This window comes from Mycobacterium sp., assembly GCF_035623875.1.
GTDB lineage: Bacteria > Actinomycetota > Actinomycetes > Mycobacteriales > Mycobacteriaceae > Mycobacterium.
Genome location: NZ_DASPSP010000270.1, coordinates 17,250 through 42,856, shown reverse-complemented (window position 1 = coordinate 42,856; position 25,607 = coordinate 17,250). Strand labels below are relative to the sequence as shown.

At 65.7% G+C, this 25,607-nt stretch carries 25 protein-coding genes and 1 riboswitch; of the genes, 12 read left to right on the top strand and 13 right to left on the bottom strand.

The features are described from left to right. The first annotated feature begins 86 nt into the window (after positions 1–86). Together VEI45_RS22010 and VEI45_RS22005 are read left to right on the top strand one after the other, a co-directional pair. Positions 87–1,760 carry an MFS transporter gene (locus VEI45_RS22010; protein ID WP_324856640.1) on the top strand — a complete coding sequence of 558 codons (1,674 nt, stop codon included), beginning with the start codon at positions 87–89 and terminating at the stop codon, positions 1,758–1,760. Next, positions 1,757–2,260, top strand: a complete 504-nt coding sequence (locus tag VEI45_RS22005; protein WP_324856655.1) for a DUF2771 domain-containing protein — start codon at positions 1,757–1,759, stop codon at positions 2,258–2,260. The genes VEI45_RS22010 and VEI45_RS22005 overlap by 4 nt, the downstream gene beginning before the upstream one ends. On the opposite strand, the gene VEI45_RS22000 is transcribed toward VEI45_RS22005, so the two are convergent. The 3 genes from VEI45_RS22000 to VEI45_RS21990 form a co-directional block, all read right to left on the bottom strand. Then, positions 2,257–3,261 (bottom strand): glutathione S-transferase family protein, encoded by a 1,005-nt coding sequence (locus VEI45_RS22000; RefSeq protein WP_324856639.1) that lies wholly within the window; start codon positions 3,259–3,261, stop codon positions 2,257–2,259. The genes VEI45_RS22005 and VEI45_RS22000 overlap by 4 nt on opposite strands. 11 nt (positions 3,262–3,272) lie before the next feature. Continuing rightward, positions 3,273–5,210, bottom strand: coding sequence for an acyl-CoA dehydrogenase family protein (locus VEI45_RS21995; RefSeq protein ID WP_324856638.1), 1,938 nt, complete (start codon positions 5,208–5,210; stop codon positions 3,273–3,275). A 135-nt stretch (positions 5,211–5,345) separates the two neighbouring features. Next, positions 5,346–5,753, bottom strand: a complete 408-nt coding sequence (locus VEI45_RS21990) for a cold-shock protein (protein ID WP_324856637.1) — start codon at positions 5,751–5,753, stop codon at positions 5,346–5,348. A gap of 153 nt (positions 5,754–5,906) precedes the next feature. On the opposite strand from VEI45_RS21990, the gene VEI45_RS21985 reads away from it, so the two are divergent. Continuing rightward, complete coding sequence (locus VEI45_RS21985) at positions 5,907–6,317, top strand: YccF domain-containing protein (RefSeq protein ID WP_324856636.1); 411 nt, start codon at positions 5,907–5,909, stop codon at positions 6,315–6,317. Positions 6,318–6,648: 331 nt separating this feature from the next. After that, positions 6,649–6,830: riboswitch (cyclic di-AMP (ydaO/yuaA leader) on the top strand. A 9-nt stretch (positions 6,831–6,839) separates the two neighbouring features. Beyond that, positions 6,840–7,895 (top strand): transglycosylase family protein, encoded by a 1,056-nt coding sequence (locus VEI45_RS21980; RefSeq protein WP_324856635.1) that lies wholly within the window; start codon positions 6,840–6,842, stop codon positions 7,893–7,895. A gap of 42 nt (positions 7,896–7,937) precedes the next feature. On the opposite strand, the gene VEI45_RS21975 is transcribed toward VEI45_RS21980, so the two are convergent. Continuing rightward, positions 7,938–8,138 carry a hypothetical protein gene (locus tag VEI45_RS21975; RefSeq protein ID WP_324856634.1) on the bottom strand — a complete coding sequence of 67 codons (201 nt, stop codon included), beginning with the start codon at positions 8,136–8,138 and terminating at the stop codon, positions 7,938–7,940. 132 nt (positions 8,139–8,270) lie between these two features. Here VEI45_RS21975 and VEI45_RS21970 point away from each other — a divergent pair, with 132 nt between their 5' ends. Both VEI45_RS21970 and VEI45_RS21965 read left to right on the top strand, forming a co-directional pair. After that, positions 8,271–10,532, top strand: a complete 2,262-nt coding sequence (locus VEI45_RS21970) for a helicase-associated domain-containing protein (RefSeq protein ID WP_324856633.1) — start codon at positions 8,271–8,273, stop codon at positions 10,530–10,532. A 9-nt stretch (positions 10,533–10,541) separates the two neighbouring features. Further along, positions 10,542–12,191, top strand: a complete 1,650-nt coding sequence (locus VEI45_RS21965) for a DNA repair helicase XPB (protein ID WP_324856632.1) — start codon at positions 10,542–10,544, stop codon at positions 12,189–12,191. On the opposite strand, the gene VEI45_RS21960 is transcribed toward VEI45_RS21965, so the two are convergent. Together VEI45_RS21960 and VEI45_RS21955 are read right to left on the bottom strand one after the other, a co-directional pair. Continuing rightward, positions 12,188–13,342 carry a thiolase family protein gene (locus VEI45_RS21960; RefSeq protein WP_324856631.1) on the bottom strand — a complete coding sequence of 385 codons (1,155 nt, stop codon included), beginning with the start codon at positions 13,340–13,342 and terminating at the stop codon, positions 12,188–12,190. The two genes, VEI45_RS21965 and VEI45_RS21960, sit on opposite strands and share 4 nt — an antisense overlap. Positions 13,343–13,357: 15 nt before the next feature. After that, positions 13,358–13,771, bottom strand: coding sequence for a Zn-ribbon domain-containing OB-fold protein (locus tag VEI45_RS21955; protein ID WP_324856630.1), 414 nt, complete (start codon positions 13,769–13,771; stop codon positions 13,358–13,360). Positions 13,772–14,018: 247 nt separating this feature from the next. Here VEI45_RS21955 and VEI45_RS21950 point away from each other — a divergent pair, with 247 nt between their 5' ends. Both VEI45_RS21950 and VEI45_RS21945 read left to right on the top strand, forming a co-directional pair. Then, positions 14,019–14,270 carry a hypothetical protein gene (locus tag VEI45_RS21950; RefSeq protein ID WP_324856629.1) on the top strand — a complete coding sequence of 84 codons (252 nt, stop codon included), beginning with the start codon at positions 14,019–14,021 and terminating at the stop codon, positions 14,268–14,270. A 19-nt stretch (positions 14,271–14,289) separates the two neighbouring features. Then, positions 14,290–14,583, top strand: a complete 294-nt coding sequence (locus VEI45_RS21945) for an antibiotic biosynthesis monooxygenase family protein (RefSeq protein WP_324856628.1) — start codon at positions 14,290–14,292, stop codon at positions 14,581–14,583. 6 nt (positions 14,584–14,589) lie between these two features. Here the strand turns inward: VEI45_RS21945 and VEI45_RS21940 are convergent, their stop codons facing one another. Together VEI45_RS21940 and VEI45_RS21935 are read right to left on the bottom strand one after the other, a co-directional pair. Then, entirely contained in the window at positions 14,590–15,579 is a 990-nt protein-coding gene (locus VEI45_RS21940; RefSeq protein ID WP_324856627.1) for an LLM class F420-dependent oxidoreductase, read from the bottom strand. A gap of 11 nt (positions 15,580–15,590) precedes the next feature. Beyond that, positions 15,591–16,145: a TetR/AcrR family transcriptional regulator gene (locus tag VEI45_RS21935; RefSeq protein ID WP_324856626.1), complete on the bottom strand. Its 555-nt coding sequence runs from the start codon at positions 16,143–16,145 to the stop codon at positions 15,591–15,593. Positions 16,146–16,228: 83 nt separating this feature from the next. Between VEI45_RS21935 and VEI45_RS21930 the strand changes: the two genes are divergently transcribed. From VEI45_RS21930 to VEI45_RS21920, 3 genes are all read left to right on the top strand, one after another. Further along, on the top strand, positions 16,229–17,452 hold the full coding sequence (locus VEI45_RS21930; RefSeq protein WP_324856625.1) for an FAD-dependent monooxygenase: 1,224 nt from the start codon (positions 16,229–16,231) through the stop codon (positions 17,450–17,452). A gap of 4 nt (positions 17,453–17,456) precedes the next feature. Next, on the top strand, positions 17,457–18,074 hold the full coding sequence (locus VEI45_RS21925; protein WP_324856654.1) for a class I SAM-dependent methyltransferase: 618 nt from the start codon (positions 17,457–17,459) through the stop codon (positions 18,072–18,074). Positions 18,075–18,153: 79 nt separating this feature from the next. Then, a complete protein-coding gene (locus tag VEI45_RS21920) occupies positions 18,154–18,762 on the top strand; it encodes a class I SAM-dependent methyltransferase (protein WP_324856624.1) in 609 nt (202 codons plus the stop codon). 4 nt (positions 18,763–18,766) lie between these two features. Here VEI45_RS21920 and VEI45_RS21915 read toward each other — a convergent pair whose 3' ends face one another. Together VEI45_RS21915 and VEI45_RS21910 are read right to left on the bottom strand one after the other, a co-directional pair. After that, positions 18,767–20,911, bottom strand: coding sequence for a 3-hydroxyacyl-CoA dehydrogenase NAD-binding domain-containing protein (locus VEI45_RS21915; RefSeq protein ID WP_324856623.1), 2,145 nt, complete (start codon positions 20,909–20,911; stop codon positions 18,767–18,769). A 4-nt stretch (positions 20,912–20,915) separates the two neighbouring features. Continuing rightward, a complete protein-coding gene (locus tag VEI45_RS21910) occupies positions 20,916–22,127 on the bottom strand; it encodes an acetyl-CoA C-acetyltransferase (protein WP_324856622.1) in 1,212 nt (403 codons plus the stop codon). A gap of 226 nt (positions 22,128–22,353) precedes the next feature. On the opposite strand from VEI45_RS21910, the gene VEI45_RS21905 reads away from it, so the two are divergent. Further along, positions 22,354–23,532 (top strand): pyridoxal phosphate-dependent aminotransferase, encoded by a 1,179-nt coding sequence (locus VEI45_RS21905; RefSeq protein WP_324856621.1) that lies wholly within the window; start codon positions 22,354–22,356, stop codon positions 23,530–23,532. Here VEI45_RS21905 and VEI45_RS21900 read toward each other — a convergent pair. From VEI45_RS21900 to VEI45_RS21890, 3 genes are read right to left on the bottom strand one after another with little or no spacing between them, the layout of a single operon-like run. Next, a complete protein-coding gene (locus tag VEI45_RS21900) occupies positions 23,509–23,970 on the bottom strand; it encodes an SRPBCC family protein (protein ID WP_324856620.1) in 462 nt (153 codons plus the stop codon). The two genes, VEI45_RS21905 and VEI45_RS21900, sit on opposite strands and share 24 nt — an antisense overlap. Positions 23,971–24,018: 48 nt before the next feature. Further along, positions 24,019–24,486 (bottom strand): SRPBCC family protein, encoded by a 468-nt coding sequence (locus tag VEI45_RS21895; RefSeq protein WP_324856619.1) that lies wholly within the window; start codon positions 24,484–24,486, stop codon positions 24,019–24,021. 39 nt (positions 24,487–24,525) lie between these two features. Further along, positions 24,526–25,605 carry a CaiB/BaiF CoA-transferase family protein gene (locus tag VEI45_RS21890; protein ID WP_324856618.1) on the bottom strand — a complete coding sequence of 360 codons (1,080 nt, stop codon included), beginning with the start codon at positions 25,603–25,605 and terminating at the stop codon, positions 24,526–24,528. Between the last annotated feature and the right edge of the window lie 2 nt (positions 25,606–25,607).

Genomic DNA, 25,607 nt, shown 5'->3' with positions numbered 1-25,607 from the left:
GCGCTCAATTCTGCCGCAGAGCCGCGGGGTCCGGCCACACCGGTTGCCTGCCCATCGCACGGGCCGGTATCTGTGAGAATTGAGGCATGGCTGGACGGCGGCGCAACCACCCGGATACGGGCCGAACATCTGGCGCCCGCCGCACTCGCAGCGGATCTGCGGCCGAGCACCCGGGCATGGCCAACTACCCGGCCGACGAACCGGACTATCGCCGGCCGCGCCGTCCCCCGGCGATGCCCAGCGCCAATCGCTATCTGCCGCCGTTGAACCACGAGCCCGAGCCGGACCGTCGCAGCGAGCCCCCGCGTGTCGGCGGAGGCGGCGAGCGGGTCACGGTCACCCGCGCCGCAGCGCAGCGCAGCCGCGAGATGGGTTCGCGGATGTACGGGTTGGTGCAGCGCGCCGCCACCGCCGACGGCGCCGACAAGTCGGGGCTGACAGCGCTGACCTGGCCGGTGGTGGCCAATTTCGCGACCGATGCCGCGATGGCTGTGGCCCTGGCCAACACCCTGTTCTTCGCCGCGGCCACCGGGGAAAGCAAGGACAGGGTGGCGTTGTACCTGCTGATCACGATCGCGCCGTTCGCGGTTGTCGCGCCGCTGATCGGTCCAGCGCTGGACCGGCTGCAGCACGGCCGACGAATCGCGCTGGCGGCATCGTTCGCGCTGCGCACGGGGTTGGCGGTGTTGCTGATCAGCAACTACGACGGCGCCACCGGAAGTTTCCCGTCGTGGGTGTTGTATCCGTGCGCGCTGGCCATGATGGTGCTGTCCAAGTCGTTCAGCGTGCTGCGCAGCGCGGTGACGCCACGGGTGATGCCGCCGACGATCGACCTGGTGCGGGTCAATTCCCGGCTGACCATGTTCGGGCTGCTGGGCGGCACCATCATCGGCGGTGCCATCGCCAGCGGCATCGAGTACGTCTTGACCCGCCTGTTCCATTCGCCCGGCGCGTTATTCGTCGTCATTGCCGTGACGGTTGCGGGCGCCTTGCTGTCCATGCGAATTCCACGCTGGGTCGAGGTGACCGAGGGTGAGGTTCCGACCACGCTGAGCTATCGCAGTCGCCCGCCGGGCCGAAGCTGGTCCCGGGAGTTCAGCGGGGCGCTTCGACGACCGTTGGGCCGCAACATCATCACTTCGTTGTGGGGCAACTCCACCATTAAGGTCATGGTCGGATTCCTGTTTTTGTATCCGGCCTTTGTCGCCAAAGCCCGTGACGCCAGTGGATGGGTGCAGCTCGGCATGCTGGGACTGATCGGCGCCGCGGCCGCCACCGGTAATTTCGCGGGCAATTTCGCCAGCGCACGGCTGCGGCTGGGCAGGCCCGCGGTGCTCGTCGTGCGCTGCACTCTGGCAGTAACCGTGGCGGCGGTGGCGGCGGCGGTGGCCGGCAATCTGCTGGCTGCCGCGATCGCAACACTGATCACGTCAGGGTCGAGCGCAATCGCCAAGGCCGCACTGGACGCATCGTTGCAGGATGACTTGCCCGAGGAATCACGCGCGTCGGCGTTCGGGCGGTCGGAATCGACGCTGCAACTCGCATGGGTTCTTGGCGGCGCGCTGGGCGTGTTGCTCTACACCGATCTGTGGGTCGGCTTCAGCGTCGTTGCGGCTGTGCTGATCCTGGGTCTGGCCCAGACGGTGGTCAGCTTCCACGGTGACTCGTTGATCCCGGGTCTGGGTGGCAATCGGCCGGTGATGGTCGAGCAGGAGGGTGGCCCCAGCGGTCACGACGCCGCGGCGGTCTCGTGGGAGTGAAGCCGACGGCGAGGTTCGGTGCCGCCGGGCTGCTCGCGGTTTTGGTGCTGCTGGCATGCGCGGCTGCGGGAGTCGGCGCCTGGACGCTCGCCCGCGGGCGCAGTCCGTTACACCCCGAGATCAGCGCCTATTCCCACGGTCAACTGACCCGGGTGGGTCCCTACCGATACTGCAAAGTGCTCGACCCCAACGACTGCCAAACCCCGGAGGCGCAGGGTGAGCTGCGGGTGAATGCTCGGGATCCGGTGCAGCTTTCGGTGCCGCCGGCGATTGGCCGGGCTCCCTGGTGGCTGTTGCGGGTCTATGAGGATGCGGTCAACCCCACGACGACCTTCTACCGGCCGGGCAGCCGCCTGGCGGTCACCATCCCAACCGTTGACCCACGCCACGGGCGGCTCACGGGAATAGCCGTGCAGTTGATGACCGTCGTCATCGACCAGGCCGGCCAACTGCACGGTGTGCCCCATGCGGAATGGTCGGTGCGAACCGTGTGGGGCTAAGCGCCGTGGCCGTCGGGCACTTGTTCGCCGGCAAGCGGCGGTCCCGGCGGGGTGCCGTCACCGAAGGGCTTGCCGCCCAATGCTTCCCGGCCGTGCGGCGTCAGCCAGTTGGCCAGCTCCGGGCCCTTTGGGACGATACGGGTCGGGTTGATGTCGGCGTGCACGATGTAGTAGTGCTGCTTGATCTGGACGAAGTCGACGGTATCCCCGAAACCCCGCGTCTGGAAAAGGTCACGCGCGTAGGCCCACAGCACCGGCATCTCGGAAAGTTTGCTTCGATTGCACTTGAAGTGCCCGTGGTAAACCGGGTCGAAGCGGGCCAAGGTGGTGAACAACCGGACATCGGCTTCGGTGATCGTCTCGCCCACCAGATACCGCTGGCTTTCCAGTCGATCGCTGACCCAGTCCAACGCCGTGAACAACCGATCGTAGGCCCCGTCGTAAGCCTGCTGCGAACCGGCGAAGCCACACCGGTAAACACCGTTGTTGATTTCGGTGTAGACCCTTTTGTTGACCTCGTCGATCTCGGCGCGCAGCGACTCGGGGTATAGCTGCGGAGCGCCATCACGTTGGTAAGCAGTCCATTCCGTGGACAAGTCCAGCGTCAGCTGCGCGAAATCGTTAGTGACCACAGCGCCGGTCGGCACGTCGACGATTGCCGGGACGGTGATGCCTTTCGGATAGTCGGGAAAGCGTTTGAAATACGCGTCCTGCAGCCGGGGGATCTTCAACACCGGGTCGACGCCACCCGGGTCGAGGTCGAAGGTCCAACTGCGCTTGTCATGGGTCGGGCCGCAAAAACCAATGGAGATAACGCTTTCCAGTCCCAGCAACCGTCGAACAATGATCGCGCGGTTGGCCCATGGGCAGGCGCGGGCAACGATCAGTCGATACCGGCCCGGCTCTACCGGATAGCCGTCGCGGCCGTCGGCGGTGATACGGGTCGCGATGTAGTTGGTGTCGCGGGTGAACTCGCCGGCCTCCGCGACATAAGAAGCCATGGTTGCCTCGGTCAGGGCTCGGCGAGGGTCAAGAACCGCCGGGCCAAATCGGCCTCGGTGGACGCACCAACTTCCCACTCTGCGATCCACGGTCCGGTGCCCTCGGACTGATCGACGATCCCGTCTTCGAGCCAGGTGTAGCGACCCTTCAGCACGTTGCGGGCCAGCGCAGCGTCGGTGCTGTCGGTGTTGGTCCACAAGGCGTTAAACAGCGCCTCGACCCGCAGGGTGGCCTGCTGGCAGAACGCGTCGGCCAGCTCGTATGCCTGCTCGCCCTGGACCCGATCTGCACCTAGCTGGGCCTCGGCCCGGACGCACGCCGCCGACATCGCGAACAGTTCCGCGCCGATGTCCACCACCCGGAAGAGGAATCCCTGCTTTTGCTCCAGTGCCGCTTGCCAGCGCGCCATTCCGTAGAAGGTGTTACGGGCCAGCTTGCGCGCAGAGCGTTCGACAAATCGCAAATGCGTTGCCAATCGGCCGAACTCGCGATACGCCGTCGGCCGCTGCCCCTCACCGAAAACGAGTTGCGGCAACCACTTTGCGTAAAAGCCGCTCGCGCCAACCGCTGCCTTGGCCTTCTGCCGAACATCGGCTTTGGGATTCGCGAGATCGCCGGCCGCAGTCAGGTGGGCGTCGACCGCCTCACGGGCGATCAGCAGCCGCATGATCTCGCTGGAGCCTTCGAAGATGCGGTTGATCCTCAGGTCGCGGACCACCTGTTCCACCGGCACCGCGCGCTCACCGCGGGCGGCGAGCGACTCGGCGGTCTCATAGCCGCGGCCGCCGCGGATTTGCAACAGTTCGTCGGCGATCAGGCAGGCCATCTCGCTTGACCACAGCTTGGCCAGCGCAGCCTCGATCCGGATGTCGTTGCGGCCCTCATCAGCCATCTGACCGGACAGCTCAAGTACCGATTCGAGCGCATAGCTGGTTGCGGCGATAAACGAAATCTTTTCTGCGACGGCCGCGTGTTCGCCGACCGGTTTGCCCCACTGCACCCGCTCGCACGACCACTCGCGGGCGATCTTCAGCGACCACTTGGCCGAGCCGGCCGCTATCGCAGGAATCGACAGCCGTCCGGCGTTCAGTGTGGTCAGCGCGATCTTCAGACCGTCGCCTTCCCGGCCTATCAAGTTTTCCGCCGGAACCCGGACGCGATGCATCCTGGTGACGCCGTTTTCGATCCCGCGCAGCCCCATGAACTTGTTGCGCCGTTCCACGGTGATGCCAGGTGAATTGGCCTCGACGACGAACGCGCTGATCCCGCCGCGGTGCCCGTCACCCTTGGGCACGCGGGCCATCACCACCAGCAGATCCGCGACCACGCCATTGGTCGTCCACAACTTCACGCCATCCAGTTCATAGGCCGCTCCGCCGTCGACGGGAGTAGCCGTCGAGGCCAACCGTGCCGGGTCGGAACCCACATCAGGCTCGGTCAGTAAAAAAGCCGATATCGCACCGGCAGCACAGCGCGGCAAAAACCTGCGCTTCTGCTCTGGAGTTCCGGCTAGCTTCAACGGCTCCGGTACCCCGATCGACTGATGCGCCGAGAGCAGCGCGCCGAGACTGGCGTGCACGGTCGAAACCATCTCTAGTGCACGGTTATAGGCGACCTGCGACATGTTCAGGCCACCGTACTCGGACGGGATTTTCATGCCGAAGCAACCGAGTTCGGCAAGGCCTTTGACATATTCGTCGGGTATCTGCGCGTCGCGCTCGATGACGCTGCCGTCGATCGTGTCGAGGAATTCCCGCAGCTGGGCCAGGAATTTCTCGGTACGAGCGGCGTCTTCGTCAGTGGGTCTGGGGAACGGGTGAATGAGCTCAAGCGGAAATCGGCCGAGGAAAAGTTCCTTGGCCAAGGATGGTTTATCCCAACCACTCTCGCGAGATTCCTCAGCTACGGCTCTCGCTTGTTCCTCGCTGACCTGCGCCTGCTGTGCCATCAGACTTCCCTCACTCGAAGCGACTCCTATGGAGCTTCGGTGACCAGTGTTCCCCGCCGGGCTCTCTGGTACAGGCGTTTGGGCAACTAGCGCACAACTGCCGACGCCGATATTTGGCGGGTCAAGCAGGCCGAGCTAGGCGTCGAGCTCTTGGGCCACGGCTTTGACCACCTCGGAGACCCTGCGAGCGGTTTTGCGGTCCGGGTAGCGACCTTTCCGCAGTTCGGGCTGGACGGTGCTCTCCAGCAACGTGATCATGTCCTCGACCATGCCGTGTAGCTCATCTGGGCTGTGTTTGTGTTCGGCCGGGCTCTCCCTGCGCGGGCGGGTCAGGCTGGGCGGGGGGTCAATCAGTTTGAGACTCAATGCCTGGGGTCCGCGGCGTCCGGAAGCAACGCCGAATTCAACGCGCTGCCCCGCCTTGAGGCCCTCGACCCCCGCGGGCAACGCCGAGGAGCGGACGTAGACGTCCTCGCCGTCCTCCTGGGATAAGAAGCCGAATCCCTTCGCGGCGTCGTACCACTTCACCTTGCCAGTCGGCACCGGTCTCACCTGCTTGTCTGACGGATAACTAGATGTGGGCAAACAATGAAGCGTCCCGCCTGCGCAGGACGCGATGACGACCGATCCTACTCGGAAGGCTGCCAGCCGAGCACCCTGTTTCCCGGTACTCTGGCACTACCGCTGGAGGAGACAATGCGCCTGGTCCTGAACGTCATCTGGTTGATTTTCGGCGGCCTCTGGTTGGCTCTCGGCTATCTACTGGCCGCGATTGTCTGCTTCCTGCTCATCGTCACCATCCCCTTCGGATTCGCGGCGTTGCGCATCGCATCCTATGCGCTGTGGCCGTTCGGGCGGACGATCATCGACAAGCCCGGCGCCGGTACCGGCGCGCTGATCGGGAACATCATCTGGCTGGTCTTGTGCGGGGTCTGGCTCGCGATCGGGCACTTGTTGAGCGCGGTGGCGATGGCGCTGACAATCATCGGTATTCCGCTGGCACTGGCCAATCTCAAACTAATCCCCGTATCCCTGGTGCCGCTGGGCAAAGAAATAGTTCCCGTCGGTCAGCCACACCAAGCCGGATCGCTGCCGCTTTATCGCTGACCCGCGCTGGGTGCGCCCGGCGTGAGCCAACCGCCTTTGGCGCTTTCACTCCAGCCCCACGCCCATCTGTGAGGCGTCCCTCGGCGGCTAATTCGATGTGAGTTCGGTCACATAACGGATTGATTACAGGGCGGCAACGACTCGATATCGGAGCCGGCGACCTGCACGAACGGCGAACCTTCCTGGTGTTTTCCACATTCGCGGAAAACGAAACGCCGGATCCGACAAAAAATGACTCTGCTGCGATCACCCGCTACCGTCGTCCGCGGGCTTGCCGAGTCTTCCTGAGCGGCGGGCCTTCCCGCCTATAGCGCCGAGCTCCATCCGATAGGCGGGGACACAACCAACCTGTGGATGGAGGCGGGGGACCCATTGGTCCGCCGAAATCGGACCGGGGCCGTCCGCGGCTCCTTGGGGTGAAGCCATCGCCGGATCTGTGGATTCGAAGTGGCCGGGCAACCTCTCCAGCCCGAACCCGACAGCTGACCTCGTGGGCGCATCAAGAGAGGACGTCTTCGGCGTATGAGCGGACGGCATCGTAAGCCCACCACTTCGAACATCAGCGTCGCCAAACTCGCATTCACCGGAGCTGTGATCGGTGGCGGTGGGATCGCATTCACGGGCCACGCTGCCGCAGCTACCGACGCCGAATGGGATCGCGTCGCTGGATGCGAGTCGGGCGGCAACTGGGCCATCAACACCGGCAACGGTTACCACGGTGGACTGCAGTTCACCCAGGGCACCTGGGCTTCTCACGGTGGCGGCGAATTCGCCGCTTCCGCGAACCAGGCCACTCGCGCACAGCAGATCGCCGTCGCCGAGCGGGTGCTGGCCACCCAGGGCCGCGGCGCCTGGCCGGTATGCGGCCGTGGCCTCGGGGCCGCGACGCCGCGCAACGTCGTCGCCGACGCACATGCACCGGACGCACCACCGCCGCCACCACCAGCCGAGCTGGCTGCGTTCGACGCTCCCCCACCGCCTCCGCCCGCTGACCCCGCACCGCCGGAGCTGCCTCCGCCGCCGGCCCCGCCTGTTCCTGCCGAGACGGCCGCCTTTGACGCACCTCCGCCGCCGCCTGCCGACCCCGCACCGCCGGCCGAACCGGCACCAGCCGAGCCAGCCGCCATCGACGCCCTACCGCCGGCAGACGCCCCGCCACCGGCCGAACCGGCACCAGCCGAGCCAGCCGCCGTCGACGCCCTACCGCCGGCAGACGCCCCGCCACCGGCCGAGGATCCAGCACCGCCAGCACCGCCGGCCCCTCCCGCGGATGAACCGTTGGATGTCGACCGAGCCACGGCCGTCGCGCGTTGGACCTTCGCCGACGACCCGACCCCGGGCCTGCCGACGGTTCCCTGGCTGCCCACCGATCCGGCCGCCGCGGGCTCGGCGATACACGACCTTCAGGTGCCGCCGCAGCTCGCGCCCATGCTCGATCCGGCGAACCTGCCCGACACGTCAAAAGGGCTGCCCGTCGCGCCGCCGCAAAACCTGGACCCGAGCTACGTCAAAGACCTGCTCAAAGCTATCCAGTCGCAGAACGTGAGCGGTAACCCGGCTTTGTCCTCGCTCGCCTGAGGCGATCCCCGTGTCGGCGCCGCAGCGCCGGGCAACGGCCGCCTAGCGGTTGATCTCGGTGACGGGATGCAGGTACGGCAGCTCGTCGGCGGGTAGCGGGAAGACCAAGTCGCCGTAGGGAGACAACGCGCCGACCCGGTCGGTTGCCAATTCGCTCACCGCGTGGTCGTCCGGGTTGGTCGTCGGCCATCCGTTGTCGACGTAACGAGTCTTCGGCGCCTTTTTGCCAGCGTTGTCAGCCACGCGTCTCATTCTGACAGGTCTTACTCGCCGTCGCCTCGGAAGGCTGATTGCTCGGCTCCTCACTCGTAAGCCCCGCTTACTCGCCGTCGCCTCGGAAGGCCCACTCTTCCGGCTGCTTTACGCTGGTCAGCAATGACCGAACACACCCCGGGCATCTCGCTGGGGTCCTGGCTGGCCGACTTGCCCGACGAGCGGCTGATCCGTCTGCTGGAGCTGCGGCCCGACCTTGCCCAGCCACCGCCGGGCAGCATCGCGGCCCTTGCCGCCCGCGCCCAGGCCCGGCAGTCGGTCAAGGCTGCCAGCGACGAACTGGACTTCCTGCGGCTGGCGGTGATCGACGCGCTCCTGGTCCTGCACGCTGAAACCGAGCCGGTGTCCTTGGCCAAGTTGCTCGCATTAATCGACGGTCGCGCGCCCGAAGCCGACGTGCTCGACGCCCTCGACGACCTCAAAGAGCGCGCCCTGGTTTGGGGTGACACCGAACTACGAGCGGCCCCCGATGCCGGTGCCGGGCTGCCCTGGCATCCGGGGCAAGTGACCCTGGAAGACGCCTCGCAGAGCGGCGAGCAGATTGCCGAGCTGATCGACGGCCTCGACGACCCACAGCGGGAACTGCTGGACAAGCTGCTGGAAGGATCACCGCTAGGGCGCACCCGCGATGCCGCACCCGGGGCTCCCGCGAATCGCCCGGTGCCACAACTGCTCGCAATGGGACTACTGCGGCGAATCGACGCCGACACGGTGATCCTGCCGCGCCACGTCGGGCAGGTGCTGCGCGGCGACGAGCCTGGGCCGGTGCAGCTGGCCGCGCCGGACCCGGTGGTCGCCACCGCTAAGTCGGCCGACGCCGACGCCGCGGCCGCCGGCGCGGTCATCGACTTGCTGCGCGAACTCGATGTGCTGCTCGAAGCACTCGGCGCCGCACCGATTTCCGAGCTGCGCAGCGGCGGCTTAGGAGTACGTGAGGTCAGGCGGCTGGCGAAAGTGACCGGCATCGACGAGGCCCGGCTGGGTTTGATCCTCGAGCTGGCCGCCGCGGCGGGCCTGATCGCCAGCGGCCTACCCGATCCACAACCACCCAGCGGTGAGGCGCCCTACTGGGCGCCAACGGTGGCCGCCGATCGGTTCGCCGAGGCGTCCCCCGCCGAGCGCTGGTATCTGCTGGCCAGTACCTGGCTCGATCTGCCGGCCCGTCCGGCGTTGATCGGATCCCGCGGACCTGACGCTAAACCCTATGCCGCGCTGTCGGATTCGCTGTACTCGACGGCGGCCCCGCTGGACCGCCGGCTGCTGCTGAACATGCTGGCCGAACTGCCCGCCGGTGCGGGTGTGGACAAGAACACGGCGTCGGCGGCGCTGATCTGGCGACGGCCGCGCTGGACTAAACGGTTACAGCCGGCGCCGGTGGCGGACCTGTTGGAAGAGGCACACCTGGTCGGCCTGGTGGGCCGCGGAGCGATCAGCACGCCCGGCCGCGCGTTGGTCGACGGCGCAAAAGATGGGGACGCCGGCGTCGCCGACGCGATGGCACGTGTCTTGCCTGCGCCGATCGACCACTTCCTGGTGCAGGCCGACCTGACCGTCGTGGTTCCCGGGCCGCTCGAACGCCATCTCGCCGAGGAACTGGCGGCGGTGGCGACCGTCGAGTCTGCGGGCACGGCGATGGTGTACCGCGTCAGCGAACAATCCATCCGGCATGCGTTGGATATCGGCAAGACCGCCGACGCGTTGCACTCGCTGTTCGAGAAGCACTCCAAAACATCTGTGCCACAAGGTCTTACCTACCTGATCGATGACGTCGCGCGCCGGCACGGGCAACTGAGGATCGGTCTCGCCGCATCATTCGTGCGATGCGAAGACCCGGCGCTGCTCACCCAGGCGGTGGCCTCCACCGAGGCCCAAGCGCTGGGCATGCGTGTGCTGGCGCCGACGGTGGCGATCTCCCAGGCGCCGATCAGCGAAGTACTAGCGGCCTTGCGGGACGCCGGTTTCGCCCCGGCCGCCGAGGACTCCACCGGCAACATCGTCGACATCCGGGCTCGCGGCGCCCGGGTACCCGCGCCACAGCGCCGTCGCCCGCACCGACCCATACCCCGCCCGAGCGGCGAAAGCCTGAGCGCGCTCGTCGCGGTCCTCCGCAAGGTGACCACCGCACCGTTCGGCAGTGTCCGGGTTGACGCGGCGGTGGCCATGTCGCTGCTGCAGAGTGCCGCCCGGCGGCAGGACACCGTGGTAATCAACTATGTCGACGCGGCCGGCGTAGCCACTCAGCGGGTGGTCTCGCCGATCACGGTGGCCGGCGGGCAGCTGGTGGCGTTCGATTCCGCCTCCGGGCGCGCACGTGAGTTCGCCATCCACCGCATCACCTCGGTGATGTCGGCCGACGACGGATAATGGAGTTCTATGACTGACGGGCCGTTGATCGTGCAGTCCGACAAGACAGTGCTGCTCGAGATTGACCATGAGCTGGCCGGTTCGGCGCGCGCGGCGATCGCGCCGTTCGCCGAGCTCGAGCGCGCTCCCGAGCATGTGCACACCTACCGCATCACCCCGCTGGCGCTGTGGAACGCGCGTGCCGCGGGCCACGACGCCGAGCAGGTAGTCGACGTGCTGGTCAGCTACTCACGCTACGCCGTCCCGCAGCCGCTGCTCGTCGACATCGTCGACACCATGGCCCGCTACGGGCGGCTGCAGTTGGTCAAGAACCCGGCCCACGGCCTGACGCTGGTCAGTCTGGACCGCGCGGTGCTCGAAGAAGTGTTGCGTCACAAGAAGATCGCACCGATGCTGGGCGCGCGGATCGACGACGACACCGTCGTCGTGCACCCCAGTGAGCGGGGCCGGGTCAAACAGATGCTGCTCAAGATCGGCTGGCCCGCCGAGGATCTGGCCGGATATGTCGACGGCGAGGCGCACCCGATCAGCCTCAAGCAGGACGGCTGGCATCTGCGCGACTACCAGGAGATGGCCGCCGAGTCGTTCTGGGCGGGCGGATCGGGCGTAGTAGTCCTGCCGTGTGGGGCGGGTAAGACACTTGTAGGCGCGGCAGCCATGGCGAAAGCCAGTGCGACAACGCTTATTCTGGTGACCAACACCGTCGCCGGCCGGCAGTGGAAACGCGAACTGATCGCCCGCACCTCGCTGACCGACGAGGAGATCGGCGAATACTCCGGGGAGCGCAAGGAAATCCGGCCGGTCACCATCGCCACCTATCAAGTGATCACCCGTCGCACCAAGGGCGAGTACCGCCACCTGGAGCTGTTCGACAGCCGCGACTGGGGGTTGATCGTCTACGACGAGGTGCACCTGCTACCGGCGCCGGTGTTCCGGATGACAGCTGATCTGCAGTCTCGGCGGCGGCTGGGGTTGACGGCGACACTGATCCGCGAGGACGGCCGGGAGGGCGACGTGTTCTCGCTGATCGGCCCGAAACGCTATGACGCGCCGTGGAAAGACATTGAGGCACAAGGCTGGATCGCGCCGGCGGAGTGCGTCGAGGTACGGGTCACGCTGACCGACAGCGAGCGGATGAGGTATGCCACCGCCGAACCCGAAGAGCGCTATCGGGTCTGCTCGACGGCCCATTCGAAGATCGCAGTGGTCAAGTCGATCCTGAGTCGCCACCCCGGCGAGCAGACGCTGGTGATCGGCGCCTACCTGGATCAGCTCGATGAGCTCGGCGTTGTGCTCGATGCCCCGGTGATCCAGGGGTCAACCAAGACCGTGGAGCGCGAGGCACTGTTCGACGCCTTCCGCCGTGGTGAGATAGGCACGCTGGTAGTGTCCAAGGTAGCCAATTTCTCCATCGATCTACCGGAAGCCGCAGTGGCGGTGCAGGTTTCGGGAACATTCGGCTCACGACAGGAGGAGGCACAGCGGCTGGGCCGGTTGCTGCGACCCAAGGCCGAGGGCGGTGGGGCGGTGTTCTATTCGGTGGTGGCCCGCGACAGCCAAGATGCCGAGTACGCCGCGCACCGGCAACGGTTTCTGGCCGAGCAGGGTTACGGCTATGTCATCCGCGACGCTGACGACCTGCTGGGCCCGGCGATCTAGAGCGACAGGATGGTCGCCGACGACGTACCGGGTGCGCCGTATACCTGAGCCAGGCCGACGCGTGGATTGCCGGGCACCTGACGCTCGCCCGCCTCGCCGCGCAGTTGGCGCACCAGCTCGTGCACCTGCCGTAGCCCGGATGCGCCGATCGGTTCGCCGTTGGCGATCAGCCCGCCGTCGGTGTTGACCGGAATCGAGCCGTGGATCTCGGTGGCCCCGTCGGCTATCAGCTTCTCCTGCTCGCCGTCGGCGCACAGACCCGTCTCGGCCATGTGGATGACCTCGGCGCCGGCGTCGGTGTCCTGCAGCTGTGCGATGTCAACGTCGTCCGGCCCGATGCCGGCCGCCTCGTAGGCGGCCTTGGCCGCGTACACCGTGGGCGACACATCCTCGTCCAACGGCGCGAAGGTGGCGTGCACCTCGTATGCGCCGTAACGGCGGGTGCGGATCTCGGTGGCTCGCACGTAGACCGGTTTGTCGGTGAACTTGTGCGCTATGTCTGCTCGGCACATCACCACCGCTGCGGCACCCTCGTCGGGGGCGCAGAACATGTACTGCGTCAGCGGGTAGTTCAGCACCGTCGAGTTGAGGATCTGGTCTTCAGGAATTGGTTTGCGGCGAAACGCATTTGGATTCAGTGCGCCGTTGCGGAAGTTCTTGGCGGCCACCTTGGCCAGAGTGGCCTGGGAGATGTTGTTGTCGTGTAGGTACTTGTTGGCCTTCATGCCGAAGAATTTGGTTGTGACGAACTGCCCGTTCTGCGCATACCACTGCGGCAGCGCCAGCTTGGCCGGGTCGTCGGTGAAGGCGCCGCGGGGATGCTTGTCTAAGCCGATGGCGATGCCGATGTCGTACTTGCCCAATCGGATGGTGTCGGCGGTCTGCTGAATGGCGCTCGCCGCGGTGGCACAGGCGTTGAACACGTTGGTGAAGGTGATGCCGGTCAGCCCGACCAGGCGGGTCACCGCATCGGGGTTGGACACCTCGTGGCTGCCGCCGAAGCCGAACTGGATGTCCTTCCAGCCCACACCGGCGTCGGTCAACGCGAATTGGATGGCCTCGGCGCCCATCTGCATCGCGGTCTTCTCGAACCTGCCGAATGGATGCAGGCCCACGCCAATGATGGCCACTTCGTTACTCGTGTCACTCATGTCGTGGCTCCTCCTCTAAACCGGCTGGAACGCGAACGTGACAATCTCGTTGCCGTCAGCGTCGGTGGTAAACGGCACCATCGTGAGCTCGACCTGCTGGCCGAACTTGAGCTTGGCTGGGTCGTTCTCGGTCAGCCGGCCCTCGACCCGGATCACGTCGCCGAGCTGGACCAGGCCCACACCGAACGGGACGAAATCGTCACCGGTCGGGCCGGCGTAGGGAGCTCCGGGCGGAAAACCCTGGGTGGTCCACGCCACCAAAGTTCCGCTGCGCGGCAACAACAACTCAGTCATCTCGCCGCCACTGCAGCGCGGACACCGCTGCTGCACTGGGAAGGTGGTGGCACCACAGTCGCCGCATCGGCTGCCGATCAGCTGCGGGCTCTCGTTGGGCCAGGTTGAGATGTCGGGGGCAAGAGCTTTCTGCATCGAGCGATCCTTTGGTCGTCGGCCGACGGTAATGCGCTCACTAAAAGGTACAACAGCGTTCGATAAATACGGAAACCACGTTCTCGCCGCTGTCCGAGGCAACTGCCGACCTGCCGTTTTCCCTTCACACGGAGCCAAACTCTTCAACTCGGTGGGCAATGTGAAACTGATCTTCCTGCAGCCCGGCGATGCGCTGTCAGCATTCGCCAACGGCCAGGCCGATTGCTGGGTCATCTGAGATCGCGATATGGCGCAAGCCGATCCTTCGGAGTGGGCCACGAAATACGCCAGCGCCATCGGCCTGGCCATCAAGGTCGTCAGGCTCGCACAGAGCCGGACCTTGCGGCTGCCGATCCCCCTCGATAACAAGGTGGTGGCCGCCGAGCAAAGGCTCGCGAGCCTTTTCGCCACCGCCGACCAGATCCCCGGGGCCCCCAATTTCGCCAATTGGGTCGACCGTAGGTTCAACAGTGTGCTCGCGGAGACCAGCGCGAAGTGACAATACGAGGAGGACGACTATGGCCGTCACAGTGCTACTTGAACTCAGGTTCAAGCCCGACGAGGTGCCCGCGGGGCGCGAACTCATGGGCCGGGCGCTGCAAGACACCCGGGCGTTCGACGGAAACTTGCGCACTGACGTGCTCGTCGACGAGGACGACGAAGCGCACTGGATCATCTACGAGCTTTGGGATTCGGTCGAGCACGACGAGGCCTACCGCAGATTTCGCGCCAACGAGGGCAAGCTGACGCAGCTCCCCCCGCTGCTGGCCGCGCCGGCGCTGAAGACGAGGTACACCACCACCGATATCTAGGACGGTCTAGCTCAACGCGGGAATCACTTCTTGCTCGAACCGCTCGATGCTGGAGCGGTCATAGGCGGCCTCCGGGAAATAACAAATCACGTACTCGCAGCCGAAGCCGCGCAGCTGTTGCAGACGCTCAATTACCTGTTCCGCAGTACCGGTTGCCGACTCGGGTCCGGTGGTGCCGCCGATCATCGCGTCGGCCGCGGATTCCGGTATGTAGCCCACCATCCGGTCGCGGATACGCTGCAGCCGGTCTTTGACGTCGGCCTCCGAGGTACCGATGATGGCGTTGACATTGACTGAACGCACGATCGCGTCGAAGTCGGTACCCACGTCGCGGCAATGCCCCGCAAGCACTTCGGACTTACGGACAAATCCGGCAGGCTCGGGAGTGAAGTTGGTGTACTGCGCGTATTTCGCGGCGATGCGCAAGGTGACCTTCTCACCCCCGCCAGCGATCCACAGCGGAATCCCGCTGTCCTGCAAGGGCTTCGGGGCCACGATCGCGCCGTCGACCTGGTAATGCTTACCGTCGAAGCTGACCTTGCCGTCGCGCCAGGCGTCGCGCATGACCTGCACGCCTTCGTCCAACCGAGCCAACCGCACCCCCGCCGGCGGAAAGCCGTAACCGTAAGCCCGCCACTCGTGTTCGTACCAGCCGCCGCCGATACCCATCTGGATGCGGCCACCCGAGATGATGTCGGCGGTGGCCGCGACTTTGGCCAGATACACGGGATTGCGGTAGCTCATCGCCGTGCACATCTGGCCCAGCTTGATCCGCGACGTGGTCGCCGCGTAGGCCGACATCAGCGACCACGCCTCGTGGGTGGCTTCGGCGGTCGGCATCGGCACGGTGTGGAAGTGGTCGTAGACCCACAACGAGTCCCACCCGCCGTCGTCGGCGTGGGCGGCAAGGTCGCGCATCACCGCCCAATGCTCAGCGGTGTCAAGCCCGACTAGATCCAGCCGCCAACCTTGCGGAATGAAGAGTCCGAAGCGCATAGCTTGGGACTCTAGCCCGGCGATGATTGCCCGATCCCCAGTGCGGCCAGTGCTCCGTCGACGACCGCGCGCCGTAACTCGTGGTAGGGCGTATCGGGAAATTGCAGGCAGCAGTCTTGCAGACCGCCGAAGGCGAGCACCGCGCGTGTTGACTGCTCTAGCGTCGGATGCGAACCGAAAGTCAGCTTTGCCAGCCGGTCACGCCAGGCAAGCAGTTGGTCGATCAAGCCGAGATCGGCCAGCGTGGTCAACTCGGTCACCACCAACACCAGATCGCCGCGGTGTTCAAAATGAAAGTCGAAGTATCCCTCCAGCAATTCACGCGGGGTCGCATCGCGCGAGCTTTCGTGGTTTGCGATGAACCGCTCCCCTTCGTCGATCAACGGCTGCACGATGCTGCGGACAAGGTCCTCACGAGACGTGAAGTGGTAGTACAACGCCGGCTTGGTGATTCCGAGCTTGTCAGCGATGTCCTGCAGGCTGGTGCGCTGGACGCCCTGCTGCTTGAAGAGTGCACGGGCGACGTCCTGGATGCGCTCGCGGGTGTCTGAGCGGGGCCTGCTCACTTTGCCAGCGTATCTGACTTACCGATAGGTAAGTGGATTCTGCTAGGCTTACTGATCGTTAAGTAAGCCGCGGGAGGTGCGCGATGCGGATTCTCATCTCTGGTGCCAGCATCGCCGGACCGGTGTTGGCCTACTGGCTCACCCGGTGCGATTTCGAGGTGACCGTGGTCGAGCGCGCCCCGACGTTGCGCAAGACCGGTGGCCACGCCGTCGACTTGTTCCGGCCGTCAATGGAGATCTCGGCGAAGATGGGCGTCCTGCCCCGCATCGAGGCGCTCGCCACCGGAACAGACACGCTGATGCTGTACCGCAAAGGGCGCCGACCGGCGCGGATCGATCTCACCAAGATCATCGGCGCCGCGTCTGATCGGCACGTCGAGATCATGCGCGACGACCTCAGCGAGGTCTACTACGAAGCCGGCCGCCAAGACGTCGAGTATCTGTTCGGCGACTCGATCACAGCCATCTCCCCAGACGGCGAGGTGACATTCGAACACGCGGCAGCCCGCAGGTTTGACATCGTGGTCGGCGCCGACGGGCTGCACTCCAACGTTCGGCGCCTGATCTTCGGCGACGAGGCCGGACTCAGCCGGTTCATCGGGGGGTACCTGGCGGTCGTGTCGGCGCCGAAAGCAATCTCGTTCGACGGCGAGATGGTCGTTCACTTCGGCGCCGGCCGCCTCGCGGGAATCTACAGCGCAGAGCACCTGGACGACGCGCGTGTATTGTTCATGTTCCGCAGCAAGGACGAACTTCAGTACCACCACCGAGATGTCCTGCGGCAGAAGGAGTTGCTCCGCGACGTGTTCACTGGGATGGATCCAGAGGTGGACCGGTGGCTCGACGAGATCGACCGGACGCCGTCGTTCTACTTCGACTCGATCACCCAGTTGCAACTCGACACCTGGTCGAGCGGACGGGTCACCCTGGTCGGCGACGCCGGGTACTGCCCCGGGCCCGCGGTGGGTGGCAGTACCAGCCTCGCGGTCGTGGGCGCGTACGTGTTGGCCGGCGAACTGGCCCGCGCACGTGGCGATTACGCGGCGGCGTTCGCAGCCTACGAGCGAGAAATGAGGCAGCCGGTGCTTCGCAGTCGCGCCTTTGCGCGCGGGGCCGCCAAAAGTCTCGTTCCCGGCTCCCGCGCCGCGGCATGGGCAATGACCCAGGCCGTCCAGCTGGTCTCGCTGCTGCCCGCGTCGCTCACCCGTGCGATGGCGAAGTTGAACACCAAGGGCGTCCGCATGCACGATTCGATACGGGTGCCCGACTACACCGACGTTTGGCAACATAGCCGGCATGAAACTTGACCTTCTGGGCTCCAAGCACACCCTGTTCCGGCTGTTCTACCGGCTTGGGTTCACGCCCTGGGAGGGCCACCCGCTGGCGCAAAGCCTGCGAAACCTGGTCGAAGGCAACAATTCCAGTGACTCCAGGGGCTCTGCCGCATTGCCGGCGGGCACCGCACTCGAACTTGGTTGCGGTACCGGCGACACCGCCATTTACCTGGCTAAGCACGGCTGGCAAGTCACGGCCGTGGACTTCGTGCCCACGGCGCTGGAGAAGGCGCGGGCCAAGGCGCGCGTCGAGAGCGCCAACGTCAACTTCGTCCACGCCGACGTCAGGCAGTTGCGTCAGGCCGGCATCAATGGACCCTTGCAGCTGATCGTCGACAACGGCTGCCTGCACAACATGAACGACGGCGACCGCGACTCGTACGTCCGCGAGGTCAGCGCTGTGGCAGCACCCGACGCGCGGCTGCTGATCGTTGCGTTCGTTCCCGGCGGACGATTCGGCGTGCGGGGCATCGACCGCGCCGAGATGGAACGACGGTTCGCATCCGGCTGGACACTGGTGTCAGCCGGCTCCGAGCAGGAGCTAGACCGCGAGAAGACGCCGACGCGGTATTACCTCTTTCAGCGCGACGCTTAGGTCAGCGAGTTCGCAGCAGGGACTTTCATCCGACCTCGAGACCTTTAATCAACGGCTGCCAAAGAATACCGTCAAAGTCATGGCTTCTCGACACTTATTGTTTCGGGTCTTCTACGGACTCGGGTTCACTCCGTGGGACGGTCATCCGCAGTCGGCGACGCTGCGTGAACTCATTGAGGGAACCGAGATGCTGCCACCAGGATCGGTACTCGACGTCGGGTGCGGCACCGGAGATTCGTCGATATATCTCGCGCAACACGGATGGCAGGTCACCGGAGTTGACTTCACGCCGAAGGCGCTGGAGAAGGCGCGGGACAAGGCCAGCGCCGCGAACGCCAACGTCAACTTCCTCCATGCTGACGTCACGCACTTGCGTCAGGCCGGAATCAATGGGCCCTTCCAGGTGGTCGTGGACAACGGCTGCTTCCACGGCATGAGCGACGGCGATCGTGAGCTCTACGTCAAAGAGATCAGCGCGGCAGCGGCCCCAGGCGCACGGCTGCTAATGATCGCCTTCAAACCCAGTGGCCGTTTCGGACCGGCGGGAGTCGCTCAAACCGAGATCGAGCGCCGATTTGCGCCTACCTGGACGCTCGTGTCGGCGGCGGACGAACCGCGGTGGACAGCTGGTAATAGGTTTGCGGCGCGATTCACCGCGCGTAGTTACGTGCTACAGCGCCAGCCCTAGTGCCCTACGTCAGCGAGTCCGGCGGCAGGAAGCGGTCGCCGTACTTGGCCGCCAGCTCGCGAGCCCGCGCGACAAAGGCTTCCTTACCCGTACCGGTCGCGCCCTGGTAGCCGACGATGTACTGCGCACTGCCACCGGTCCACGGCGGGAACCCGATGCCCATGATCGACCCGATGTTGGCGTCGGCGGTGGACGTCAGCACATTCTCGTCAAGGCACTTCTGGGTTTCCAGCGCCTCGGCGAACAGCATCCGGTCGATCATGTCCTGCAGCGGTGGCTCCGACGAACCGGATTTGAATGTCTCGCGCAGGCCGGGCCACAGGCGGGTGCGTTTGCCGTCGACGTATTCGTAGAAGCCGGCACCCTTCAGGCGGCTGGGCCGGCCGATCTCGATCATCTTCTCGACGACGGCCTCCGCTGGATGCGGCTCGTAACTGCCGCCGGCGTCCTCGACACCCTTACGGGTGGCGGTGGCGATCTTGTGCATCAGCTCTAGGTTGAGCTCGTCGGACAGTTGCAGCGGCGGCGCCGGGTAGCCGGCCTGCGAACCGGCGTGCTCGATGCTGGCGGGCTCCACGCCCTCGCCCAGCATCGCCAGCGCCTCGTTCACGAAGGTGCCGATGACGCGGCTGGTGAAGAAGCCACGGCTGTCGTTGACCACGATCGGGGTCTTGCCGATTGCCAGCGTGTAGTCGAACACGCGGGCCAGCGCCTCGTCAGAAGTCTTCTCGCCCTTGATGATTTCGACCAGCGGCATCTTGTCGACCGGCGAGAAGAAGTGGATCCCGATGAAGTCCTCCTGCCGCTTCACCCCGGTCGCCAGACCGGTGATCGGCAGCGTCGACGTGTTCGACCCGAGCAGCGCGTTGGGTTCGACGATGTCCTCGATCTCCTGGAACACCTTGTGCTTGAGTTCCTGGTTCTCGAACACCGCCTCGATCACAAAGTCGACACCCTTGAAGTCAGCGGCGTCGGCCGTCGGCGTGATGCGGTCCAGCAGCGCCTTACTCTTCTCTTCGGTGGTCTTGCCACGTTGAAGTGCCTTGGCCTCAAGCTTTTCCGAGTAGCCCTTGCCTTTAGCGGCGGCTTCCGCACTCACGTCTTTGAGTACCACCTCGAAGCCGGCCTTGGCCGAGACGTAGGCGATAGCGGCGCCCATCATGCCCGCGCCCAGCACACCGATCTTGTTGATCGGCGTCTTGCCGATGCCTTCCGGACGCGAGCCGCCGCCGTTGATGTGCTGCAGGTCGAAGAAGAACGCCTGGATCATGTTCTTGGCGACCTGGCCGGTGACCAGTTGTGTGAAGTACCGGCTCTCGATGCGGCTGGCCGTGTCGAAGTCCACCTGGGCACCCTCGACGGCCGCGTCCAGGATGGCCCGCGGCGCAGGCATTGGCGCACCTTTGAGCTGCTTTTTCAGCAGCGCGGGGAACGACGGCAGGATGCCGGCCAGTGCCGGGCTGGACGGGGTGCCGCCAGGCATCTTGTAGCCCTTGGCATCCCACGGTTGCGTGTGCGAGTCCGGGTTGGCCTTGATCCACGCCTTGGCGGCGGGCACCAGTTCGTCGACCGAGCCGACCAACTCGTCGACGAGCCCGATCTCCTTGGCCTTGTCCGGCTTGAACCGGGTGCCCTGCGAAAGGATGTTCATGAACGCGTTCTGGATACCGAACATCCGCACAGTGCGCGTCACGCCGCCACCACCCGGCAGCAGACCCAGCGTGACCTCGGGCAGACCGACGACCAGGCCCTTGACGTCGGCGGCGATCCGGTGGTGACACGCGAGCGCGATCTCCAGACCGCCGCCGAGCGCGGCACCGTTGACGGCGGCCACCACCGGCTTGCCCAGTGTCTCCAGCGCACGCAGGTCACGCTTGACCGCCTCGACAGTGTCGAACGCCTCACCGGCGTTCTCGGGCCCGAGTTTGATCATGCCCTTGAGATCACCGCCGGCGAAGAAGGTCTTCTTCGCGCTGGTGATGACCACGCCGGTGATCGAATCCTTCTCCGCGACAAGGCGTTCAACCGCTTTGTGCATGGACTCGGCGTAATGCTCGTTCATCACGTTGGCCGACCCGGTGGGGTCGTCCATCGTCAGCGTGACGATGCCGTCGGCGTCCTTGTCCCAAGCAATGGTGTTCTCTGCCATGGCCTTAAACCCTCTCGATGATGGTGGCGACACCCATGCCGCCGCCGATGCATAGCGTGACCAGCGCGCGTCGCGCGTTGCGACGCTCGAGCTCGTCGACCATGGTGCCGGTGATCATGGCGCCGGTGGCGCCCAGCGGGTGGCCCATCGCGATGGCGCCACCGTTGACGTTGAGCTTCTCGTCCGGGATGTTGAGGTCCTTCTGGAATTTCAGCACCACCGACGCGAACGCCTCGTTCAGTTCGAACAGGTCGATGTCGTCGATCGTCAGGCCGGCGCGGTCGAGCACCTTACGGGTGGCGGGGGTTGGGCCGGTGAGCATGATGACCGGGTCCGAGCCGCTGGTGGCGGTGGCCACGATGCGGGCCCGCGGAGTCAGGCCTTGCGACTTGCCCGCAGCCTCGGAACCGACCAGCACCAATGCGGCGCCGTCGACGATGCCGGAGCTGTTGCCGCCGGTGTGCACGTGGTTGATCTTCTCGACCCAGTGGTACTTCTGCAGCGCCACATCGTCGAAGCCGCCCATCTCGCCGATGCCGTCGAATGCGGTCTTCAGCTTGGCCAGGCCTTCCGGCGTGGTGTCAGGACGCATGTGCTCGTCGTGGTCGAGGATGACAAGACCGTTCTGGTCGCGCACTGGCACCACCGACTTCGCGAAGTAGCCGCCCGACCAGGCGTCGGCGGCCTTTTGCTGGCTCCGCAGCGCGTAGGCGTCGACGTCCTCGCGGGAGAAGCCTTCGATGGTGGCGATCAGGTCGGCGCCGATGCCCTGCGGCACGAAGCCGATCTGGTAGTTGGTCTCGGGGTCAGTCGCCATGGCGCCGCCGTCCGAGCCCATCGGGACCCGGCTCATCGACTCGACACCACCCGCCAGCACCAGGTCGTCCCAGCCGGAGCGCACCTTCTGCGCGGCGGTGTTGACCGCTTCCAGACCTGAGGCGCAGAACCGGTTCAGCTGGACACCGCCGGTGGTCTCGGGCAGCCCGGCCGCCAGTACCGCGGTCCTGGCGATGTCGCCGCCCTGGTCGCCGACCGGAGAGACCACCCCAAGGATGACGTCGCTGATCAGCGTCTCGTCGAGGTCGGGGAAGCGGTTGCGCAGCTCGTCGACCAGACCGACCACCAGGTTCAGCGGCTTGACCTCGTTCAAGGACCCGTTGCGCTGCTTGCCGCGCGGCGTGCGGATGGCCTCGTAAATGAAGGCTTCTTCGGACATGGGTGATTCTCTTTCCACTGGTTTCAGGACCGGGGTTTTTTGGATCTGTCCTTGGGACGCTAGTCCTCTGCCCGCCACCCTAACAGGGCGGCCGATCAACCTGTTGGTTGGGCGGGGGCGGGCTCGAGCGTCACGCTGGAGCGACGCTAGTTGCCCAGCTGGGGGCACCTCCCGCTTGCGGGGGACACGCTGGAGTTGCGCTCGACGGCGCATACCCTCAAGTCCCATGACGGTGTCCCGACTGCAGCCCTATGCGACTACGGTGTTCGCCGAGATGTCGGCGCTGGCGGCCCGCGTCGGCGCGGTGAACCTCGGGCAGGGCTTCCCCGACGAAGACGGACCGCCGGCAATGCTCAAGGCCGCGCAAGACGCCATCGCCGAGGGCGTCAACCAATATCCGCCGGGAATCGGGGTCGCTGCGCTGCGCGAAGCCATCGCCGCCCAGCGCAAAAGGCACTTCGGCGTCGACTACAACCCAGACACTGAGGTACTGGTGACGGTCGGGGCCACCGAGGCGATCGCCTCGGCGGTGCTCGGCCTGATCGAGCCCGGCTCCGAGGTGATGTTGATCCAGCCGTTCTACGACTCCTACTCGCCGGTGGTGGCGATGGCCGGCGCGCAGCAGGTCATCGTGCCGCTGGTGCCTGACGGTCGCGGCTTTGCGCTCGACACCGATGCCTTGCGGCGTGCGGTGACACCGCGCACCAGGGCGTTGATCGTGAACTCGCCGCACAACCCCACCGGCACGGTGCTCAGCGCGGCCGAGTTGGCGGCGATCGCGCAGACCGCGGTGGCCGCCGACTTGCTGGTTATCGCTGACGAGGTATACGAGCATCTGGTGTATGACGGCCGCCGGCACCTGCCGCTGGCCGGTTTCGACGGGATGGCCGAGCGCACGATCACGATCTCGAGCGCGGCGAAGATGTTCAACTGCACCGGCTGGAAGATCGGATGGGCTTGCGGGCCAGCCGAACTCATTGTCGGCGTGCGGGCGGCCAAACAATATTTGAGTTACGTCGGCGGAGCGCCGTTTCAGCCGGCTGTGGCGCAGGCGCTGAACACCGAGGAAGCCTGGGTGGCCGCGTTGCGGGCGTCGTTGCAGGACAGGCGCGATCGGCTGGCACGTGGATTGACCGAGGTCGGATTCCGGGTGCACGACAGCTCGGGCACCTACTTCCTGTGTGCCGATCCGCGTCCGTTGGGTTACGACGACAGCACGGCCTTCTGCGCCGCGCTACCGGAACGGGTCGGGGTGGCCGCGATCCCCCTAACGGCGTTCTGTGATCCCGCCGCCGCAGACTGGACGCAGTGGAATCACTTGGTGCGGTTCACCTTCTGCAAGCGCGACGACACACTGGACGAGGCGATCCGCCGACTTTCACTACTGCGGGATCGAGCGATCTGAACCACGGGCGGCCATGACCCACCGTCGCAGCCCCTCGGTCGCGGCGTCGAGGACCTTCTTGCGCCCCCGGTTGACCAGGAACTCCGGAATCGGCGCCGAAGGCTCGAGGGTGATCTCGAATCGGACCCGCGTCGTGTCCTCAGTTTCCCGCTGCAGCGTGTACTCGACGTGCTGGGCATGCTGCTGCAGAGTCTTGTCGGCATCCCAGACCAGCCAATCCGGCCCCCAGTGGTATTCGAGGACTTCGGTGTCGACGATGCCGACCACCCTGACCGTGACCTTCACGTGGTGCGGGCGACCGTCGGGATAGCTGTCGATGACTTCGGCCCGTTTGTGCACCGAGGACCAGGACGGCACCGAGCCGACATCGGCCAGCGCGTCCAGAATCACCTCCGGCGGCGCGTCGATGACAACCTCTCGCGATGCTTGTACGGCCACTACTAGCAAGTTAGCAACGCAACGGCGTTCGCGGACCAGGTTGCGCGGCTATTTCGGCTGATCAGATCCTATGTCGGAACCTATCAAGCCCATAACCTGATCGCGCAGTCCCGTGGTCGCGGCATCCAACACAATTTTGCTCGCCCGCTTCACGATGAAGGCGGGGACCGGTCCCGATGGTTCGACGGTGATGTCGAAGCGCACCCGGGTCTTGTCGACGCCCACCCGCAACAGGTTGTATTCCACGTGCTGCCCACGCTGTTGGAAGGTGTCGCCGGCATCCCAGACCACCCAGTTGGGACCCCAGTGATACTCCAGGATCTCGTTGTCGACGAGCCCGAAGATTTTGATGGTGGCCTTCACGTGGTGGGGCCGACCGTCGGCGTACCAGTCGAGAACCTCGATCCGTTTATGTACCGGTGACCACGACAACAACGACCCGACGTTGGCCAGCGCCTCCAGGATCACCTCCGGCGGCGCGTCGATGAGGATCTCTCGCGATGCTCGTACGGCCACTACCTCAAAGCTACCAAGGCGACCCGGTTAATGGGCTGATTACCAGCCGATTTCGTCCAGCGGCGTGGTTGCGGGCGGCGGCGACCCGACCGGTCCGGCCGGTGTGCGGGAGAACCGCGGCGCAGGCGCGGCCTGGTCGACGCCGCCCGAGTTGATCACCGTCGCACGTGCGGTCAGATGTGGATCCGCGGCGGCCTCGCTCCACGTCAACACCGGAGTGACACACGCGTCGGTGCCGTCGAATATCCGCGCCCACTCGTCGCGGGTCTTGCCGGCGAACCGCGCAGTGAAAACCTCGAACATCCGCGGATAGGAACCGATGTCGAGCTGACCCGGCACCTCGTCGGCGGACAACCCCAGTCCGGCCAACAGTTCGGCGAAGAACTGCGGCTCGATGGCGCCCACGGCCATGTACTTAGCGTCGGCCGTTTCGTAGCAGCGATAGAACGGGGCGCCGCCGTCGAGCAAGAATGCTTCCCGCTCGTCGCGCAGCGCGCCGGTCGACTTCATCGTCCACATCATCTGGGCGAGCACGCTGACCCCGTCGACCATCGCCGCGTCCACCACCTGACCAACCCCCGATCGCTCTCGCTCGTAGAGCGCGGCCACGATGCCCAGCAGCACGAACATCGAACCGCCACCGAAGTCGGCGACCAGGTTCAGCGGCGGCATCGGTGGCCGATCGCGATAGCCCAGCGCCGACAGCGCCCCGGTCTGGGACAGGTAGTTGATGTCGTGGCCGGCGGTGCTGGCCCGCGGGCCGTCCTGTCCCCATCCGGTGATGCGCGCGAAGATCAGCTGCGGGTTGACCGCCGCGCAATCCTGCGGGCCGATGCCGAGTCGCTCGCAGGTGCCAGGCCGGAAGCAGTCCAGCAGCACGTCGGCCTTGGCGACCAACTCCAACAGCGCCTGCGGCTGCGTCTTGACATCCAAGTCGACGATCCGCTTTCCGCGGTGCAGCAGGTCGCGGTCCTCGGCCGGCATCGTCAGTCCGCCGGGGCGGCGCACCCGCACCACGTCGGCGCCCAAATCCGCGAGCACCATCGCAGCGTGTGGGCCCGGTCCGATGCCGCCGAGTTCGATGACTCGCACCCCGGCGAGTGGCCCCGCTTTTGTCACGA

Coding starts and splice junctions, on each gene's coding strand:
- VEI45_RS22010 (WP_324856640.1), top strand. CDS start 87: ATGGCTGGACGGCGGCGCAACCACCCGGATACGGGCCGAACATCTGGC.
- VEI45_RS21970 (WP_324856633.1), top strand. CDS start 8,271: ATGACCGAACACACCCCGGGCATCTCGCTGGGGTCCTGGCTGGCCGAC.
- VEI45_RS21945 (WP_324856628.1), top strand. CDS start 14,290: ATGGCCGTCACAGTGCTACTTGAACTCAGGTTCAAGCCCGACGAGGTG.
- VEI45_RS21980 (WP_324856635.1), top strand. CDS start 6,840: ATGAGCGGACGGCATCGTAAGCCCACCACTTCGAACATCAGCGTCGCC.
- VEI45_RS21960 (WP_324856631.1), bottom strand. CDS start 13,342: ATGAGTGACACGAGTAACGAAGTGGCCATCATTGGCGTGGGCCTGCAT.
- VEI45_RS21915 (WP_324856623.1), bottom strand. CDS start 20,911: ATGGCAGAGAACACCATTGCTTGGGACAAGGACGCCGACGGCATCGTC.
- VEI45_RS21940 (WP_324856627.1), bottom strand. CDS start 15,579: ATGCGCTTCGGACTCTTCATTCCGCAAGGTTGGCGGCTGGATCTAGTC.
- VEI45_RS21985 (WP_324856636.1), top strand. CDS start 5,907: ATGCGCCTGGTCCTGAACGTCATCTGGTTGATTTTCGGCGGCCTCTGG.
- VEI45_RS22000 (WP_324856639.1), bottom strand. CDS start 3,261: ATGGCTTCTTATGTCGCGGAGGCCGGCGAGTTCACCCGCGACACCAAC.
- VEI45_RS21995 (WP_324856638.1), bottom strand. CDS start 5,210: ATGGCACAGCAGGCGCAGGTCAGCGAGGAACAAGCGAGAGCCGTAGCT.
- VEI45_RS21955 (WP_324856630.1), bottom strand. CDS start 13,771: ATGCAGAAAGCTCTTGCCCCCGACATCTCAACCTGGCCCAACGAGAGC.
- VEI45_RS21930 (WP_324856625.1), top strand. CDS start 16,229: ATGCGGATTCTCATCTCTGGTGCCAGCATCGCCGGACCGGTGTTGGCC.
- VEI45_RS21905 (WP_324856621.1), top strand. CDS start 22,354: ATGACGGTGTCCCGACTGCAGCCCTATGCGACTACGGTGTTCGCCGAG.
- VEI45_RS21950 (WP_324856629.1), top strand. CDS start 14,019: ATGGCGCAAGCCGATCCTTCGGAGTGGGCCACGAAATACGCCAGCGCC.
- VEI45_RS21910 (WP_324856622.1), bottom strand. CDS start 22,127: ATGTCCGAAGAAGCCTTCATTTACGAGGCCATCCGCACGCCGCGCGGC.
- VEI45_RS21920 (WP_324856624.1), top strand. CDS start 18,154: ATGGCTTCTCGACACTTATTGTTTCGGGTCTTCTACGGACTCGGGTTC.
- VEI45_RS21965 (WP_324856632.1), top strand. CDS start 10,542: ATGACTGACGGGCCGTTGATCGTGCAGTCCGACAAGACAGTGCTGCTC.